This is a genomic window from Oceanirhabdus sp. W0125-5, from assembly GCF_027938815.1.
In the GTDB taxonomy this organism is placed as follows: domain Bacteria; phylum Bacillota; class Clostridia; order Clostridiales; family Clostridiaceae; genus Oceanirhabdus.
Map to the genome: position 1 here is coordinate 2,793,203 of NZ_CP115913.1, position 15,961 is coordinate 2,809,163.

Sequence of the window (15,961 nt, forward strand, 5' to 3'; positions counted from 1 at the left end):
CGATGGGGGGGTAATATGAAAATTTACAAACACAGAAATTTACTTAAAAAGTCAATAAGTTTATTTGTTGCCTTACTTATGATGATTAACATAACTTTTGTTATGCCTAGTACTGTTTTGGCAAAATCTAAAGTATGTACAATAACATGTGAAAAAATAATTGAAAAAATCATAAATGTAGACAATGCAGAAGAATTCCAAATTACATTGAAAATAAATACAAATGGATACCATTTGAAATTTCATACAATTGAAGATGTAATTGCTGAGGAAGTTGAAATCATACCAAATTCTAGTAGTGCCAGCTTATATAAAAATGGTACCCTTAAAGGGACTTATACTAATGAAGATACAGTATTTACAGAGTTACCTGATAAAAATAAATTAATATTTGAATACCCCAATAATGGTAATGTTGATGTGATAGAAATAAGTTATAAGATTAAAAGGGCAGAAGGGATAGAAGCAGGTACGTATGAAACCAGCAAATCAACTGTTTTAAAGCATCAACACGATATGGGTAGATGGTCTAAAGAATGTGTGCATGTGTTTCAACAGGAATCAGTTATATTTTCTGAGGATGAAACTGAAGAAAAAAATCATGAGAATCTGATTACAATAAATAGAACAATTAAAGGAAATTCTAAAAAAATCTATCCAGGTAAAGAATTTGAATTAGAGTATTCCATACAACCGCAACCAATTCTAAAAAGTGAAGTAGAAGGATCAATTAACAACAAGGAAATTGTGCTTGTTGTAGATACTTCAGGAAGCATGAATTGGGATGTAGATGGCAATGAGACAGAAGATGACAGTAAAAGAAGAATAAGTATAATTAAAAATGTTCTTCAAAATTTTATTACAAATTTTGAGAGCAAAGAGTATGAGAATGTTAAGATAGGCTTAGTTGAATATAATGAAAAAGGCAGTATAGTTTTGGGACTAAAAAATGCTAAACAGATAATGACGTTTATTAAGAGTAATGATTTTGATGCAGAAGGAGCAACGAATATAGGTGATGGTCTTAGAAACGCTTTTTATATGCTGGATGAAGATAATGGTGCTGATAAATATATTATTTTAATGACAGATGGGATGCCGACTGCGTATACTGTTAAAAATGGTACATTTAAACATGCTTACTATCAAGGAAAAAAAGTTGGTTTTTTCAAAAATAAAAGTGAAGAGATGATAAACTTTAGTTTTCTAAAATCTAATGACTCTACTGACTATGTAACAGAGGATTTAGAAGATGAAGATGTTACTTATATTGTAAATAGTGGATTAAAGGATTTTAAAAATAATTCTTTAAAGTATGCAAAAAAAATTGGAGAATTAATCGATAGAAAGGGGAAAATTAAAACTTTTGTAGTTGGATTTGGTAATGGTGTAGATTCTAACATAAATAAACAAATAGCTAATAGTGCTAATGGAATTTATAGAAATGCATTGGACAAAGATGATATAGAAAAAATATATGAAGAGTTTGCAAAAGTTATTAAAGCTGATTTAACTGGAAAGGTGAATTTTGAAGAAGCTTTTCCATGCTCAGACTCTAGAGTATCTATAGAAGTAATTAATCAGCTTAATGAACAATATCCAAAGGGTAAAAACACTGAGTGGTTAACAATAGAAGGAGAAAAAATTAAAGGTGAGTTAAAGAATATTAATTATAAATTAAATGATGCTGGAACTCATTATGTTGCTGATGAAATTAAATTCACAGTGAGTTTAAAGGTTAATAAATCATGTACTATATATAAAGATAGTTCATCCTCTGTAGAGTATATTTTAAATGAAAGTATGAATGAAAAGAAGTTTTTTGACGAGTTAAATATTGATGTTAATACAGAAAAACGAGCAATTTCCAGTGTAACAAGAGTTTTCCCAAATAAAACTGTTGAACCATCAAGTGAATATGAATTAGTATATAATATTGATGGAGATGAAATGGAATATGATATAGAAAAACCTTTAGATATAGTTTTACTATTAAATACTTCAGCTACTATGAAAAGTTATATCCAAGGAAATAATGAAGGTGATAAGAATAAAGGAAAACTTATAGATGCTGCTAAATCGTTTATAGATAACCTACCAGAAGGAAAAGATATAAGGGTAGGAGTAGTTAGGTATTATTATAAAGGAGAGGTTGTTTCAGAATTACAAAATATCTCATTTAGAGAAGATAAACGCGAACTAACGGAACTAATTGAAGAAAAAATCCAAAGAAATAAAAGTGGAACAAATTTAGGAGATGGTCTAAGAAGAGCATATCAATTATTAAGTAATGAATCAAATAGAGAGAAGCATTTGGTAATTTTAAGTGATGGATATGCAAATGTGGGAATAAAAGAACAACAACTAGGACGAGATTGGGATAATGTACCTTATATTCTTGACTTAGAAGAGTCAGTAAATAATAAAATAGAGAATTATGAATTTAAATTTTTACCATTAAACGATAATGGTAAAAGCTTTATGGAAGGTTATTCTGATAAGAGATTTGAAATAGGACATGAATATGTGATAGGAATAGCAAAAGAAATTAGCAAATCACAAATGAAAATTAATTCTCATATAATTCACTTTGAAAGAGTTGAAGGTCTTGGAAATAATGAAGGAGCTATGGTGAATAACAATGAAGTAGCAAGTGTTCTAGGTATTACTAAAGAGATTGCTCATGGACAAAAATTTTACGTAGTAGAAAATGAGAACAAACTTATTAAAGTCTTTGAAACTGTTGGAAAAGCTATTCAAGATACCTTGGTATTTAAGAAGGTTTATTATGAAGAAAAATTCCCAGCAGGGGTTGAATTGATTGATTATCCTAATGGATTAACAAAGAATGGAAGCATAGATACTGGATACACTTTAAAAGGTAATATTTCTGGAGTAAATATGAGAAAAGTTAGTCCAAATTCAAATTTATATAAAGTTGAAGGACAATTTACTGTAAAAATCAAATTGGACTCTACAGGGAAATATGATTTTGTTAATGGTAATGTTAAATATATTGATCCAGCAGATTATGAAGATGTTGTACAAGTTAATTCAGGAAGTATTAACGTTGGTAATAAAAAACTAGGTAGTATAAACATATTGGAAGTGCAGCCAGAAGGAAAATTTGAATTAAATAAAGGTATGTTTAAAGATTTAGTTACAAATGAAAATAAAAATGCTGTCAATTTAGTTCAAATGTCTATGGATCAATTCATATGTGATATTGAAAAAATAAACGGTAAATATGACATAGTTTATGTAGGGAACAAGAATAATAAATATACCCATATTGGCGATAAAGTGGACGATGTTCAACATGGAGAAGGTTTATATGGACAAGAATATTACAGTGAAAATGATATCACTAATAGAAAAGCTAAAGATCTAAAAGAGTTTATTGAATCAGGTCAATTGACTATATTCTCAGATAGAGTGTTTAATAACAACAAAACAAAGTTATATTCTAATTTTAAAGCATATGAAGGCAATAAGGATAACTTTGTAGTTACAAACAAATTATCTGAAACTATGAAGCAAATAAATCAATTATATGATGAGTGTAATAAAAGACCTATTTTAATATTATCTAAAGCTAATTCACCTAAAGATTATGTTTCTGAGGATAGTAATTCAACCACCTATGAAGAGTCAAAAGTTATGCATTTTATATTTGACTTAGAAAATATAAATGCTATAGGTAATAATGAAATGCCAATGAATGTAAAATTGTATTTGGATAAAAATGGTGATGGATTCTTTAGAGAAGATGAAATGGTTAAGCAAGGAGAACCTAGGCTTAATGGAAGAGGTTATTCACTGGATTACAGACTTCGAGATAACTTTACAGGTATGATGCCTTGGAAATTAGAAGTAGAAGATGTAAAAACAGGAGCAAAAACTTATAAAACAGGATATCCGGCTTATAAGGGGGAAAAACTAATTGTTAGAGTACTTCAGTTAACTCCACCTGAAAACACTTTAGATATAAGCAGTGATATGTCGAGTCTTTTAGAGACAGAGCATTACCATATTGAAGTAACTAATTTATCAATTAACCAATTTAATCAGTATTACCCTAAGAATGTTGGAAGTATAAAGACAAAATTAAATGGTAACTATGATATGATTATTTTTGGATTCAATGATGCTTATGGTTTTGAAGATTTAACTAATCAAAATGCTATAAAAGCAATAAAAGATTTTATAAAAACAGAACAAAGTGTTATGTTTACTCACGATACATTTACTTTCAATATAAATCAAGAAAGTGGATGGGGCGTTAATTTAACAAAAGAATTTAGGGATATATCAGGGCAAAGTAGGTATAAAGATACAAATAATCCTACTGAGTTAGATGCATTTGGAAAGAAAATTATTCATGACAAACTACCTAATTCTAATAATCCATATGGGTTTACAGCAGAAGTTTTAGAAAGAGCCGAAAGTGTTAATTTTAATAACTACGATAGATATGAAAGCACATTTAAATTAAATGATAGTGTAATTACTAAATATCCTTATGTATTACCTGACACATTACCAGTGGCACAGACTCATTTCCAATATTATCAGTTAAATTTAGAAGATGAGGATGTAGTACCTTGGTATACTTTGAATGATAATGGTAATAAGAGATATGATGGAAGAAACTATTATTATACTTATTCAAAGGGGAATATAACTTACTCAGGTACAGGACATACATCTCCTAATGGAATAGAAGAAGAGAAGTTCTTCATAAATACAATGATAAAGGCATCAAGAAGTGCAAATCATGCACCAACTTTAGAAGTTATAAATCTTGATGAAAACAAAATTGTATCTAAAGCTCAAGATGACTTCCAGTTTACCTTTATAGCTGATGACATAGATGGAGACCCTTTAAGTGGTAAGGTTTATGTTAATGGTATATTAGTTAAAACCTATGATAGTGGAGATATTCAGCACAATCAACCTGAAACTGTTATTATAACTAAAGGTGACTTAGATGCAATTTTAGGTGATGATGAAGAATTTACAATTAAAATAATAGTTGAAGATTCTAAAGGGGCTGTTGTAGAAAAAAGTTCTACTTTAAAGTATTTTGATAATCCTGTATTAAACCTGAATATAGATAAGGAGCCAAAATATTTAATTGGAGATGAAGCAACTATTAGGTTACAAGCTACACCACATAAAACAAGTGATAATTTAAGTACTATGATTCAAAATATATCATTCTCAATGAACTATGATAATAGCGCTATAGAGAGTATTGATGATACTAATTGGAACTTGAGTGATGTAATATTCGACACAGATATAAATCCAGAAGCACAGGAAAAAACTTTTAAATTCAGATTAAATAAAGTTGGTAACTATAATGTTGATAATACACTTAAATATGGTTACTCAAATATTGATGTAGGGAATCAAACTATTAATTTTTCGTATCCTATTTCTGTAAGAGCAGGAATTATAGATGTTGGTGTAGTTAATAGTGATGGTACTGCATTTGGAAGTGTTAAAGTTGAAGTTACAAAACATGGTAGGAATCCTGTATATTATGATACAGATGAAAACGGAGTACTAATATTGGAGAATCAACCATCTGGAAAGTACACAATCGCTTTAAAGTATCTAGATGACAAATATATTGGCGAGAATTTGGATAGAAATATCTCTAAGACAATAGAGTTATCTTATGAGAACTATCATGAAGAGGTTAAATTAGAATTAATTGATTCAGATAAAGTTGGATTAGACATAGTATCTCAAGGTGGAAATCAATATTTAGTTGGAGATACAGCACAGATTACTTTAAAAGCCATTGCTCATAATAATGATGAAAAAATAGAGACTAATATCAGAAATATTGAGCATTCTATGAGTTTTGATTCAAACCTTCTTGAATTAACTACTGCAGATAATAATTGGGATTTGAATAATGTACATGTTAATGGAAGTAGTATTGGAAGTAATAAAGAGCAAACTAAAGTATTAAACTTTAAAATAAAATCAAAAGATGAAGATGGGGAATGTGAGATAATCAATACTTTAAATTATGAGTATCTAGATAATATTGAGAAAGTTACCAGTTCAACTCATAAGTTTTTTGTTAAATCAGGTAAAATAAACGTTAGAGTAATGCAGTTAAATGGACGTGCTTTCCCTAATGTTCCAGTGATTTTTACTGATATGTCTAGGAATATTGAAATTAAAAAGATGACAAATAGTCAAGGTATGTGTAATGTAGAAAATATACCATCAGGAACTTATACTATTTCAATTCCTTTACCTGAGGCATTTGCCCCAGAAGCAGATAAGTCAAGAGAGGTTACATTGTCCTATAATGAATCTGAACACAACATAGAGTTTAAAATAAACAACAATGCTCAAATAATTAATAATGGTATGTATATTAATAATAAATTTGTGGATAGTAACAAAGTTGTAAGAGGGTTCGATGCTCACTTAGCTGCTGAATTCCAGGTTTTCCATAAGCAGCCAAAGATTAGATTAATTCTTGCAAAAGAGATAAACAAAGTTGAATTGGAACTGTTAAGAGTTGATAGCAGTGGAAATTTAACTCCTGTTATTGGTGATTTAGAGGTAGAAGAGGTTAAGGAAAGTCATGAAGATGGCAATGGTATTATTGTTGAAACTACTGAAAATTTAGATATTAACGAAGGTAAAGTAGTCTTAGAAAAGATTAACGACAAAAAAATAAGACTCAGAACATTAAAAATCGTAATACCACAAGCTGATGAAGAGTACAATTTTTATCTTTTAAAATATACTGTGTCGGTGCCAAAGCAAGTAAAAGCACGAACATTTTTACCGTACAATATTGAAGTAAATAATGTGAAAGGATCAAATCAGAATCCAGAGTTAGAAGTATTTGATATGCCAACTTTAGATTAAGAAAATATGATTAAATATTGAGGTACAGATGATTAAAATCTGTACCTCAGACTGTTTAAACAGTCTGATATTCTAAAGAAAGGTAAGAGAGCGATATAAGGTAATCTTGAATTTTAGAAAGAAATATGCTATACATGTGGTCATTTTGTGTAGAATATTATATAATATATATGTTACGAAATTGTTAACTATTAGTCGGCTTAAAATTTAGTTCATCTTTTGCTTCGAAAATTTGAGTGGTTCTATCACTTTTTGAAACGAATATAGAAGAAGTTAATTTTAAACGATTACTAAATTTTTTACAATTACTAAAATTGGAGAAAAAGCTATGAACAATGTTGATATTAATACTGCTGTATTAATTTTATTTTTTATAATTATTGTTGGATATATTGCCAGAAAAACTAATATAATTACAAGAGAGTTGAATAAAGGGTTATCAGGTTTATTAGTGAATGTTACATTGCCTCTATTGATAATCTCATCTTTTAATAGAGAATATGATTCAAAGCTTATGGAGAATGGAACCAAAATACTTATCTTCGCTTTTCTAATACATATCTTTTTGTTTCTATTGGGACAAGTCTTCTATATCAAGAATGAAGAGAGTAAGAAGAAAGTTCTGATTTTTTATGGTACTTTCTCAAATACAGGGTTTATGGGATTTCCTATACTTGGTAGCATATATGGTGATACTGGAATCTTCTATGCTGCTATATTTAATATTGCCTTTAATCTGCTGGTTTGGACATTAGGTGTAAGTATATTTACAGGTGAGAGGGATTTAAAGTCTATAAGAAAAGTAATTGTAAATCCATCTTTTATTGCTGTAATTATAGGTATTATTATATTTAGATTCTCTATTCCACTTCCTAAGGCTATTTTCGGTGCTGTTGAGTTAGTTGGACATACCACAACCCCACTATCTATGATAATAATTGGTGCAATGCTTGCGGAAATGAAAGTTTATGAAATTTTTACTGATTTATCTATTTATTATGGCTCATTTATTAGATTGTTACTTATTCCTATGATACTTTATTATATTATGAGTATTTTAGGTGTTGAAGAACAGATAAGAAATATATGCATAATCTTAGAAGCTATGCCTGCAGCAGTGACCACTGCAATCGTAGCAGAAAAATACGAGGGTAATGCTCTTTATGCATCACAGAGTATCTTTATAACTAATATTATTTGTTTGATCACAATTCCGTTTATAATATCCTTTTTAGGGGTTTAATATATACATAATTTAAGATTAAAAATTATAAGGAGTTGAGGGATATGAAATTAAAGGATTTTTTATGGGCATTAGTTCTAGTGTTATTAGGGGCATTTTTAGCGGTTCCGCAAACAAGGGAGATTTTTGAAACATTAACATCACAGCATCCATATTTAATGGGTTTTGTTAAAGTATCAATACTTGCAACTATGGGTGAATTACTAGCAAGTAGAATTGCAAAAGGTGAATTTATTAAACCAATCGGAGTTTTCTGGAAGTTCATTGTTTGGGGATTCTTTGGTATAGCATTCGCTGTTGTATTTAAAATTTTTGGTGCTGGTACAGTAGCTGCAGCAGAAAAAGGGTTGCTGCCTACATGGGAAAATGCTTCAGTTAACAAGGTTTCAATAGCACTTTTAACAAGTTTCTTTATGAATACAGCATTTGCACCAACATTTATGGCTCTACATAGAATACTTGATACCTTTATTGAACTTGGAGATGGTAAGATTAATAAAATCTTCAAAGTGAGTTTAGTGGATGTATGTGAGGAAGTTGATTGGTATGGATATGTTAGCTTTGTTATATTGAAAACAGTTCCTTTCTTCTGGATTCCTGCTCATACAATTACATTTATGTTGCCTGAACAATATAGAGTATTAATGGCAGCAATGTTATCTATTGCGTTAGGTGCAATACTTGCTTACTCAAAAAGAAAGAAATAGAAAAGACATAAAGAAGAATGTATAAAATATGCATGTTTTTGCTATAAAGGATATATAAATATATTTAGGAAAAGATAAGTATATGTTAAATAATATTTGCATTATACTAACTAAAATGAAAAATCCATGGTGGGTATACCTAATAATAATCGCAGCTATTGGAATGCCTTTTAACCTAGTGAATATGTACATAAGGATGAATAAGAAAGATAAAAATAAAAAAAAGTAGGGGGAATCCTGTGGGGAAACAATTAAAAGTAAGAAAAAACAAGAAATATACTGTTATGATAATTCCCCGACGGGGTGGAAAAATTAAAGAGATTAACACAACTGTAGTGGGTGTTTGGATGTTAATAATTTTTTTTATTGGATTCATATCTTATACTGCATTTGTGACTTATGTTAATAGAGCCGCAGCGAGTAAAAGAAGAAGCTTAAAGTATAAGGTCGCAGAACAAGAAGAAAGAATAGAAGAACTAAAACAGCAGCTTTATGCTCTTGAAAATGTAAATGGAGAGCTGTTAGGTGAAAATAGAGATTTACTAGAAGAAAAATTGGAAATGAACTCAAAGATTGAAGAGATAACTGAGATGGAAAAAATTCTTGCTGAAGCATTAAATGATAATAATCTTAAGAGGAAATATTCTGAGATTGGTCAATATGCATTTGCAGATTATACAGAGGCTTTTGGTGAGAAAATAAAAGCTACAGTTGACCTGGTTGAAAAAGTAAAACAGCAATCGAAGCTCTTAAGCCGCATCCCAAGTAGATTACCAGCTAGTGGAACCATTACTAGCTATTTTGGAAGGAGAACTCATCCTGTAACAGGTGAACTTGAAAAAATGCATAAGGGAATAGATATAGGAGGTTACACAGGAGCACCAATATATGCAACTGCAGATGGTGTTGTAACATTTGCTGGATACCACAGTGGATTTGGTAAACTGGTTATTATAGATCATCAGAATGGTTATGAAACATATTATGCTCATAATTCAAGTTTACTTGTAAGCGAAGGTGAATATGTTAAAAGAGACACTCAAATTGCAAAGATGGGTAGCACTGGTTTATCCACAGGAACTCATAGTCATTTTGAGGTCAGGTATTTTGGTACATCTGTCAATCCATTAAAAATAATAAATGATTAAAGGGGGATTCAAATGTTTGGTAATAAAAAAAGTACAACAACAAATCATCATAGTGATAAGTTTGACACAATAATTGCTAACAATACTTCAATGTCTGGAAACATAAACTCAGAGGGTAATGTAAGAATTGATGGTTCTTATAAAGGCGATATAGAATCTTATGGAGAAGTTGTAATAGGTGATAATGGTTTTGTAAAAGGAAACATAAAAGCTCAATCAATTTGTGTATCAGGTAAGGTAGACGGAAATATTGAATGTGATGGATTATTAGAAATATACAGCCATGGAGTAGTAGATGGAGATATCATTGTTAAGAGTCTCTCAATAGTTGAAGGTGGAATTTTTAATGGCAAATGTAATATGGGAGCTATGAATTCTAATAGAAATTTTGAAGATAAAAATGATAACGAAACAATTGAAATAATGGAAGAGTAAATAAAACATAATTGATAATGTAGAATGTATAATGGAGAATGAATGACATTTCACTCTGTGAAATTTTAATTCTGTTGTTACTAGTACAAAAATACGGTTACTTGTTTCATTAAGAATGAAACGTTGTATTTTAAATACAATGTTTTATTAGAGATAAAACAAGTAAAATCCTATTTTCTAAAGAACAATAAAATGTAGCTTCTCATGTAAGTGAGAAGCATCCATCATTCTCCATTATCCATTATCAATTCTACATTTGTTTTTAAGCACGCATTGCGTGCTTTTTATGATATTGGTAAGAATATTTCAGTTGGACTTAAAACTTCAGGGTTTTTATAAGTAACGTAATCAGTTGTATAGAAATCATAGGATCTAACACATAAATTTGTAGTTGGTAGCCATTTACCATATATATAATCAAATGTATCTTTACATTTATAAGTTGAATCATTATGAGTAAAGTTTGCATATTCACCTTTAGGAATTGTTTTAACAACCATACCTTCAGGGATTATATCTAAGTTTTCAACTTGAAAAGCACATAGATGAGTGAATTCTATTGAGCCATCTTCATATTCAATATAATCAGTACTATAATCTTCAAAAGCAACTAAAAAATTTGGATTTATTATATTAGGTATTTCATCTTTTCTGGTAATTAATGCATCCCACAAATGGCTTAATCTACCATCACCAGGGGTTACGCGACCTTCCACTCCTATTAAATACATCTCATCTTTATGAACTAATTTTGGTATCATATCCAACTCTCCTTCTATATTTGGGGTTATTTTTTCGAATAAATCAACTCTAATGTTGGCTTGTCTACATTTACGTGGGGAAATACCAAACTCTTTTTTAAATGCTCTGCTAAAGGCTTCACTGGATTCAAATCCATAGTCGAATGCCATATCAATAATTTTATCATCTGATTTTAAGAGTCTTTGTACTGATTTAGAAAGGCGCCGTTTTCTAATATAAGTACCTGATGAAAATTTAACTATCGAAGAAAAAATTCTATGATAATGAAACTTTGAGAAACCTGCTCTCTGAGCTAGGAGTTCTGTAGTAAGTTCATGAGTGATATTATCTTCAATATAGTTAATAGAATCATTGATAATCTTTAAATAGTCCATGGTAATCCTCCAACATTATGTGATTTATAAATAAATTATAATATAGAAAAAAAGGTTAAAAATGATAATTTTTGCTATGTTTATTATAAAATACTCAATAGTTAAGAGCAATATTTATACGCAAATAAAGACCCTACGTTTAATGTATGGGTCTTGAAGAATTAAACAATGTGTTTTTACTTTTTCATGTTTTTTCTAGAAGGTACAAGTTCCTGCTCTTTATAGCCTGATTTTGAAGTCATACTATCATGTGATTGATGTTGTCTTGCTACATTCTCAAGTTGTGTTTGAGGTGTACTCATTTTCTTTTGTTTATTATTCATAAGAACCTCCTTATAAGAAATTTTAATCTTTATTAGTATTTGATTATAAGGAGAATAAATTCAAGGAAAACAATGTTAGCAAGCTTTTAAAGAATTAATATGATCATCTAAAAGTCTTTTATTCATGTCATATACATATTCCGGTCTTCTTACATAGGCATCTTCGTTTATAAAATTTAATGAAAATACGTAAGAATCTTTGAGCGCAATTCTTAACCCTAAATTTCTGATATATATGAAATCTTTTTCTGCTACTTCAGTATTTAAATCTTCAAATTTTGAAATCTTTTTAATATCAGTAAGTTTGAATTCTTTCAAAACTTCCAGCTTCTTTTTTGAATGCTTGCAGAGAAGCGCTACGTTGGATTTCTTATCGATAAATAGAGAGTGTTCCATTTTCCCTTTCTCGTTTATACTGATAAGTTTTTCGGTTAATGTGAAATTCTTAGGAAAAATTGAAGCTGCTTTTGGTGGAAAATAAAAGTTGAATATTGATTTTAGTATTACAACAAGAAAAAAGACAGCTAGAAGAATTAAGATAAACAACATAGTAATCACCTCTTTTAATTAAGTTTATGTAAAGAAATCAGGAATCAAAGAATGATTCCTGATAATTTTTTTAACTATTATACTGAAACTGATTCTTCTTTTGGAGATTTTTCTAGCTTCTTGATACCGATGCCAGTATAACCATAGAATACTGCGATTATTGGACATAAGATGTTCAAGAATGCGTATATAGCGAATCCATCAGGTCCCCAAGGTCCTACACCTAAGAATTTGGTCATTGTAGCACCACATGTGTTCCATGGAATAAATGGTGAAGTAACTGTACCAGCATCTTCTAGAGTTCTTGATAGGTTTCTAGGATCTAAACCTTTATCCACGTAAATATCTTTATACATTCTTCCAGGAAGTACTATTGAAAGATATTGGTCACCTGTTAATAGGTTTGTTGCAATACATGTAATAACTGTTGTAAGAACAATAGAACCAGTTTTCTTAGCAAATCTCATAATGCTCATTGCAATAGTTTCAAGTTGTTTAGTTTTTTCCATAACACCACCGAAGCACATAGCGCAGATGATTAATGAAACAGTCCATAACATACTATCTAAACCACCGCGGGTTAATAGATCATTAAGAGAATCAATAACAGTTTGAGAAACAACACCACTAAGTACTTCTGTATTTAATTCAAATCCGTAATGAGCAGCTCCAATTATTTCAGTCATACCAGCACCTTGGAAAATCCATGCAAATAGTCCTCCGAGAACTACTCCACCAATAAGACCAGGTATTGCCGGTACACGCATAACAACAATAAGTATTACTAAAATTGGTGGTATGAATAATAATGGATTAATATTAAATACTGCATCTAATCCAGTTAAAATTTCGTTAACTTGAACAGTGTCGATTTGTTTTCCTGCAAATCCGAATCCAAGAATTGCATATATAACCAATGATATTAATAAAGCAGGACCAGTAGTCCATAACATATGTCTAATATGAGTGAATAGATCAGTTCCAGCCATAGCAGGAGCCAAGTTTGTAGTATCAGATAAAGGTGACATCTTGTCCCCAAAATATGCTCCAGATACTATAGCACCAGCAGTCATTCCAAGAGGAATTCCTAATCCAGTTCCAACACCAATAAGTGCAATACCGATAGTACCAGCTGTAGTCCAAGAACTACCTGTTGCAAGTGATACAATTGCACAAAGAAGACAAGCGGCTACTAAGAATATACTAGGTGTTATTATTTTTAAACCATAGAATATCATAGTTGGAACGATACCAGCAAGAATCCATGTACCAATAATTGCACCAATGATCATTAAAATTAAACATGCTTGCATAGCTAACTTAATAGTATCAATAATTCCTTCTTCAATTTCCTTCCAGGTGTATCCCCCGATTAAACCCATAAATGAAGCAAAAACAGCACCAGCGATAAGTGCGATGTGAGGATCTCCACCCCAAAACTTAAGTGTACATACTAGGAATACAACTAAGAAAATTAAACTTAGTAATGATAACCCCAAACTCATTTTTTTAACCTTACCAGTAGTCAAAATAAATTCCCCCCTTATTGTTTATAAATCTATTATAATACAAAATATTCAGAAAATTCAATAACTATTCCGAAAAAATCATAAATATTCATTAAAACTTGCAAGAAATTTTAATTTATCATTCAAAAAAGATGGTGTAAAAGGAGGAATTACGGTGAGTGATTTATTATGATATAATATTATTCGCAAGAAAAATGAAGTATGGAGGTAAAAATATGCCTTTAGCAGATAGAATAAGACCTAATAGTATATATGAATTTTATGGACAGGAACATTTATTAGGTAAAAATAAAGTCTTAAGAAGGATTCTTGAATCGGGTAATATACCTAATATGATATTTTATGGACCACCAGGAGTTGGAAAGACAACAGTGGCTAATATTTTAGCAGAAAAGTCTCAGAAAAAGATATATAAACTAAATGCATCCAATTGTTCTACAAAGGACATTGAAAAAGTCGTGAAAGAGTTAAATAGTTTTATGGGGTATAAGGGGGTTATTTTATATTTAGATGAGATACAGAATTTTAATAAAAAACAGCAGCAATCCCTTTTAGAGTATATTGAAGATGGAAGAATTACATTAATATCAAGTACTACAGAGAATCCATACTTTTCAATTTATAAAGCTATATTGAGCAGAAGTATTATATTCGAATTTAAACCACTACAAAAAGAAGATATTATAAATGGACTTAAAAGAGCAGTAGGGTTGATAAAAAATGAAGATGAAAAATTTGATGTTACAGATAAAGCATTAAACTATATAAGTGAAATTTCTAGTGGGGATATGAGAAAATCATTAAATGTTTTAGAAACGAGTTATAACTTTAAAGGAAGAGGAAAAGTGGTGGAACCAGAAGATGTAGAAGCATTATATCAGAGTAATATGCGATTTGATCCATCAGGAGATGAACATTATAATATTTTGAGTTTCCTTCAAAAGAGCATAAGGGGAAGTGATGAAAACGCTGCTATACACGCTCTTGCCAGATTAGTAAAAGGGGGAGATCTTATATCCATCTGCAGAAGACTATTAGTAATAGCCGCTGAGGATATTGGAATGGCACATCCACAAGCAATCTCAGTTGTTCATTCATGCACCACAGCTGCAAAAGAAGTTGGTTTTCCAGAGGCTAGAATAATTCTAGCTCAGGCGGTTATTTATCTGGCAACTCTACCAAAATCAAATAGTGCATACTTAGCAATAGATTCTGCACTTAATGATTTAAATACAAAGGACTGTGGAGATATACCTGTTTACTTAAAGGATGCTCATTATGGAGGAGCTAAGAAGCTAGGTGTTACCGGATATAAATATCCACATAACTATGAAAATCATTATGTAAAACAGCAATATTTACCAGATGATATAAAAGATACAATATATTATAATCCTCAAAATAATAAGTATGAAAATGCACTTAAAATATATTGGGATAAGGTAAAAAAATAATGAGTGAAAAATCTATATAAAATGTTGACAAAAATACTCGGTTTTGCTATTATTGTTATGATAAATTAAACAGAGTAAAACACTCAGAATTAGAGGAGTGATTTAATGAAACTTTCTACAAAAGGTAGATATGGAGTTAAAGCTATGGTGGATTTAGCTATTCATTATGGTGATAAGCCTGTATCTATAAAAAATATTAGTGAGAGTCAAAAAATATCTGAATATTACTTAGAACAATTATTCTCCAGTTTGAGAAAAGCAGGTTTGATAAAGAGTATCAGAGGTGCAGGTGGCGGATATATTCTAAATGATACACCAGAGAATATTACTATACATAAGATATTAGATGTTCTAGAAGGACCAATTGAAATATCCACATGTCTTGAAAATAGTTCTTGTAACAACATTGAATGTTGTGCAACAAGAGTTGTTTGGAAAAAGATAAAGGATAGTATAGATGATGTTACTAAATCTATTACCTTACAAGATATAGTTAATGACTATAAAAAGATGAGTGATAAGGAGTGATAA

General features: G+C 30.1%; 11 protein-coding genes. 7 read left to right on the forward strand and 4 right to left on the reverse strand.

The window, feature by feature from the left end:
• The first annotated feature begins 15 nt into the window (after positions 1-15).
• The 5 genes from OW730_RS12835 to OW730_RS12855 all read left to right on the forward strand — a co-directional run bounded on the left by OW730_RS12835 (position 16) and on the right by OW730_RS12855 (position 10,439).
• On the forward strand, positions 16-6,906 hold the full coding sequence (locus OW730_RS12835) for a DUF5057 domain-containing protein (protein ID WP_271229410.1): 6,891 nt from the start codon (positions 16-18) through the stop codon (positions 6,904-6,906).
• Positions 6,907-7,234: 328 nt separating this feature from the next.
• Positions 7,235-8,149, forward strand: a complete 915-nt coding sequence (locus OW730_RS12840) for an AEC family transporter (protein WP_271229411.1) — start codon at positions 7,235-7,237, stop codon at positions 8,147-8,149.
• A 44-nt stretch (positions 8,150-8,193) separates the two neighbouring features.
• Positions 8,194-8,856, forward strand: coding sequence for a hypothetical protein (locus tag OW730_RS12845; RefSeq protein WP_271229412.1), 663 nt, complete (start codon positions 8,194-8,196; stop codon positions 8,854-8,856).
• A gap of 239 nt (positions 8,857-9,095) precedes the next feature.
• Complete coding sequence (locus OW730_RS12850) at positions 9,096-10,004, forward strand: M23 family metallopeptidase (RefSeq protein WP_271229413.1); 909 nt, start codon at positions 9,096-9,098, stop codon at positions 10,002-10,004.
• 12 nt (positions 10,005-10,016) lie between these two features.
• The gene (locus OW730_RS12855) at positions 10,017-10,439 is read left to right on the forward strand and encodes a bactofilin family protein (RefSeq protein ID WP_271229414.1); all 423 of its coding nucleotides are present in this window, start codon (positions 10,017-10,019) and stop codon (positions 10,437-10,439) included.
• 284 nt (positions 10,440-10,723) lie between these two features.
• Here the strand turns inward: OW730_RS12855 and OW730_RS12860 are convergent, their stop codons facing one another.
• From OW730_RS12860 to nhaC, 4 genes are all read right to left on the reverse strand, one after another.
• On the reverse strand, positions 10,724-11,575 hold the full coding sequence (locus OW730_RS12860) for an AraC family transcriptional regulator (protein WP_271229415.1): 852 nt from the start codon (positions 11,573-11,575) through the stop codon (positions 10,724-10,726).
• Positions 11,576-11,751: 176 nt separating this feature from the next.
• Complete coding sequence (locus OW730_RS12865) at positions 11,752-11,898, reverse strand: hypothetical protein (protein ID WP_271229416.1); 147 nt, start codon at positions 11,896-11,898, stop codon at positions 11,752-11,754.
• 75 nt (positions 11,899-11,973) lie between these two features.
• Entirely contained in the window at positions 11,974-12,447 is a 474-nt protein-coding gene (locus OW730_RS12870; protein ID WP_271229417.1) for a hypothetical protein, read from the reverse strand.
• Positions 12,448-12,524: 77 nt separating this feature from the next.
• Positions 12,525-13,976 carry a Na+/H+ antiporter NhaC gene (gene nhaC / locus OW730_RS12875; RefSeq protein WP_271229418.1) on the reverse strand — a complete coding sequence of 484 codons (1,452 nt, stop codon included), beginning with the start codon at positions 13,974-13,976 and terminating at the stop codon, positions 12,525-12,527.
• A gap of 194 nt (positions 13,977-14,170) precedes the next feature.
• Between nhaC and OW730_RS12880 the strand changes: the two genes are divergently transcribed.
• Both OW730_RS12880 and OW730_RS12885 read left to right on the forward strand, forming a co-directional pair.
• Positions 14,171-15,430 (forward strand): replication-associated recombination protein A, encoded by a 1,260-nt coding sequence (locus OW730_RS12880; RefSeq protein ID WP_442945441.1) that lies wholly within the window; start codon positions 14,171-14,173, stop codon positions 15,428-15,430.
• A gap of 105 nt (positions 15,431-15,535) precedes the next feature.
• A complete protein-coding gene (locus OW730_RS12885) occupies positions 15,536-15,958 on the forward strand; it encodes an RrF2 family transcriptional regulator (RefSeq protein ID WP_271229419.1) in 423 nt (140 codons plus the stop codon).
• The last annotated feature ends 3 nt before the right edge of the window (positions 15,959-15,961 follow it).

Coding starts and splice junctions, on each gene's coding strand:
- OW730_RS12870 (WP_271229417.1), bottom strand. CDS start 12,447: ATGTTGTTTATCTTAATTCTTCTAGCTGTCTTTTTTCTTGTTGTAATA.
- OW730_RS12885 (WP_271229419.1), top strand. CDS start 15,536: ATGAAACTTTCTACAAAAGGTAGATATGGAGTTAAAGCTATGGTGGAT.
- OW730_RS12845 (WP_271229412.1), top strand. CDS start 8,194: ATGAAATTAAAGGATTTTTTATGGGCATTAGTTCTAGTGTTATTAGGG.
- OW730_RS12880 (WP_442945441.1), top strand. CDS start 14,171: ATGAAGTATGGAGGTAAAAATATGCCTTTAGCAGATAGAATAAGACCT.
- OW730_RS12840 (WP_271229411.1), top strand. CDS start 7,235: ATGAACAATGTTGATATTAATACTGCTGTATTAATTTTATTTTTTATA.
- OW730_RS12835 (WP_271229410.1), top strand. CDS start 16: ATGAAAATTTACAAACACAGAAATTTACTTAAAAAGTCAATAAGTTTA.
- OW730_RS12865 (WP_271229416.1), bottom strand. CDS start 11,898: ATGAATAATAAACAAAAGAAAATGAGTACACCTCAAACACAACTTGAG.
- OW730_RS12855 (WP_271229414.1), top strand. CDS start 10,017: ATGTTTGGTAATAAAAAAAGTACAACAACAAATCATCATAGTGATAAG.
- OW730_RS12860 (WP_271229415.1), bottom strand. CDS start 11,575: ATGGACTATTTAAAGATTATCAATGATTCTATTAACTATATTGAAGAT.